General features: G+C 74.0%; 3 protein-coding genes. 1 reads left to right on the top strand and 2 read right to left on the bottom strand.

Annotated features, from left to right (window positions below; translation table 11 throughout):
- Positions 1-65 precede the first annotated feature (65 nt).
- The gene (locus tag AN216_RS24280) at positions 66-581 is read right to left on the bottom strand and encodes a SigE family RNA polymerase sigma factor (protein ID WP_070198890.1); all 516 of its coding nucleotides are present in this window, start codon (positions 579-581) and stop codon (positions 66-68) included.
- A gap of 498 nt (positions 582-1079) precedes the next feature.
- On the bottom strand, positions 1080-2165 hold the full coding sequence (locus tag AN216_RS24275; protein WP_244502636.1) for an HhH-GPD family protein: 1086 nt from the start codon (positions 2163-2165) through the stop codon (positions 1080-1082).
- Positions 2166-2331: 166 nt separating this feature from the next.
- On the opposite strand from AN216_RS24275, the gene AN216_RS28785 reads away from it, so the two are divergent.
- A partial coding sequence (locus AN216_RS28785; protein ID WP_212732750.1) for a hypothetical protein occupies positions 2332-2544 on the top strand: 213 nt, incomplete at its 3' end.

Below are 2544 nucleotides of genomic sequence, written 5' to 3'. Positions count from 1 at the left end.
GGCGCGACCCGGCCCGCGGCCACCGTCCTGCCCGCGGCCGCGTGCGGGTCCACGTCGGCGTGCCGTCAGGCGGCGCACTCCACGGACCTCCGCTCCAGCTCGGCGCGCAGCCGGACCAGCGAGCGATGCAGGGTGCTCTTCACCGTCCCCGGGGACATCCCCAGGGCGGTCGCCGTCTCCTCGGTACTCATCTGTTCCCAGTGCCGCAGCACCACCACGCTGCGCTGCTTCGGCGCCAGCGTGCCGAGCGCCTCCATCAGCAGCGCGCGGTCGGCCCGCTGCTCGGTGCCGTCCTCGACGGCGACCACGTCCGGCAGCTGGTCGGTCGGCGTCTCCTGCAGCCGGCGACTGCGCCACCACTCCGTACGGGTGTTGATCATCACGCGTCGGAGGTACGCGTCCGCCAGCGCCTTGTCAGCTATCCCGTCCCAGCGCACGTACGTGCGTGCCAACGCGGTCTGCAGCAGGTCCTGCGCCTCCGTCGGATCGGTCACCAACCGCCGGGCGCTGCGCAACAGGGAGTCCTGCCGAGCACGTACGTAGTCCTCGAAATCCAACACCTCTGCGGACCCAGTCGCCATGTCGTTACCTCCCCCGAGCCTGGGACCGGCCCGATCGTGTGCGGCGGTCCGGTCCGTGGTCGGTCGGCCCGGCGTGTGCTCCGGAGCCTGACGGGTCATCCCGCGGTCGACGTCCTCGGTACGGTGTCGCCGCGTGCGCCGGTGCCGTGTCGGAGTGCCGCGGTACGGCCAACCGGTCCTGGTACGGGGCCGGTCGGCGTGTGTGCGCCGGTGCTCGCCGTGCGTACGCGTGTCCGTGACCGTGCGGGGACGCGACGGTGCGGTTCGACGTACGACGGGCGGGTGGCGCGCTGTCCAAGAGAGAACCTAGACAGCCCTTATTACGATCGCGCCCGCAAGGATGCGTCGAACAACCGACGGTTCCCCGTCGGTTGTGTAACGGCGCTGGTCGCGGCCGCTTGGCACGGGCTCAAACCGGCGGTCGCGCTTCGTGCCGCGGCAGGGCCGCAGCGGTGCCGGGGCTGTGCCGGGCCGGTGGGAGCAGCGACCCGGCCGGGCTCAGCCGCGCGGCAACCGGTAGTGCCCGCCGGGCAGCGGCTCGACCAGTCCGTCCGCCACCAGCCCGTCCAGCGCGCGGGCCCGCTGTATCGGCTCCTGCCACACCCGGTCCAGCACGGACTGCGGCACCGCCGCCTCCGCCTCCCGCAACACGGCCAGCAGCCGGCCGCGTACCTGGCGGTCCGTACCGGCGTAGCTCTGCGTACGCCGGGGCGGGCCCTCGTACGCCGGGGCGCCGGCCAACTGCCAGGCGCACTGCTGGGCGATCGGACAGCGGTCGCACGCCGGGGCGCGCGCCGTGCACACCAGGGCGCCCAACTCCATCGTCGCGGCGGCCCAGCGAGCGGCGGTCGTGTCGTCCTCCGGAACCAGCGCGCGGGCAAGCCGGCGTTCGGCGGCGGTGGTCGCGTTCGGCGGGTACTGCCGGCCGCTCACCGCGCGGGCGAACACCCGGCGCACGTTGGTGTCCAGCACCGCGTGCCGCTGCCCGTACGCGAACGAGGCGACGGCCGCGGCGGTGTACTCGCCGACGCCCGGGAGCGCCAGCAACTGCGCGTGTTCCTTCGGCACGTCACCGCCGTGCCGTTCCGCTATGGCGGACGCCGCCCCGTGTAGCCGCAGCGCCCGGCGCGGATAGCCCAGTCGGCCCCAGGCGCGTACGGCCTCCCCGGACGCCTCGGCGGCCAGGTCCGCGGGACGGGGCCAGCGCTCCAGCCACTGCTCGTAGACGGGCAAGACACGGGCGACCGGGGTCTGTTGCAGCATGAACTCGCTCACCATGACCCCCCACGCGCCCGCCTCCGGGCGGCGCCAGGGCAGGTCACGGGCGTGCGTGTCGAACCAGTCGACGACGCTGGAGTGCAGGGCGGCGTGGTCGTGGTCCGGGGCGACGGCGGAGTCGTTCCCGGACGCGGTTCCGGCGGTCCCAGTGGACGCGGTGGAGAGGGTGGTTCCGGGGTCGGCCGCACCGGCCGCGGCCGCGCGGGCGAGCGGATGTTCGGTGTGTCCGGCGGTACGGTCAGCGGCGGGTTCGGCGAGGGACTCGGCGGCTCGTTCGGCGGCGTCATCAGTGGGGGTCGCAGTCATGGCCACCCGATCCTGGCATGGACCGCGATGGGGTGGAAACGACCACGCGGACCCGGGACTCGGAAGACCCCGACGCCACCCGGAACGCCCATAGCGACCGGCGCGGCGGTCGGCGCCTGACTTTCGTCAGGGGACCGGCTGGCACCGAGCCGATAACGTCGAGGCCGTGTGGAAGGGTCGGATACCCAGGGCCGGTCAGGAACATCGCCGGACGATCGCCTTGGACCTGCTGGTATGGGTGCTGCTCGCGGCCACGGTGCTGACGGGTGACGCACTGGGAAGCGTCCGGCAGCCCGGGTGGCTGACCGTGGCCGGCCTGGGCGGCCTCGCGCTCGCGCTGCCCCTCGCGCGCCGCTGGCCGGTGGCCGGCTGGCTGCTC

The organism is Streptomyces oceani (assembly GCF_001751245.1).
Lineage (GTDB): Bacteria > Actinomycetota > Actinomycetes > Streptomycetales > Streptomycetaceae > Streptomyces > Streptomyces oceani.
The sequence above is the reverse complement of the archived record's forward strand: the minus strand, read 5'-3'. Positions and strand labels throughout refer to the sequence as shown.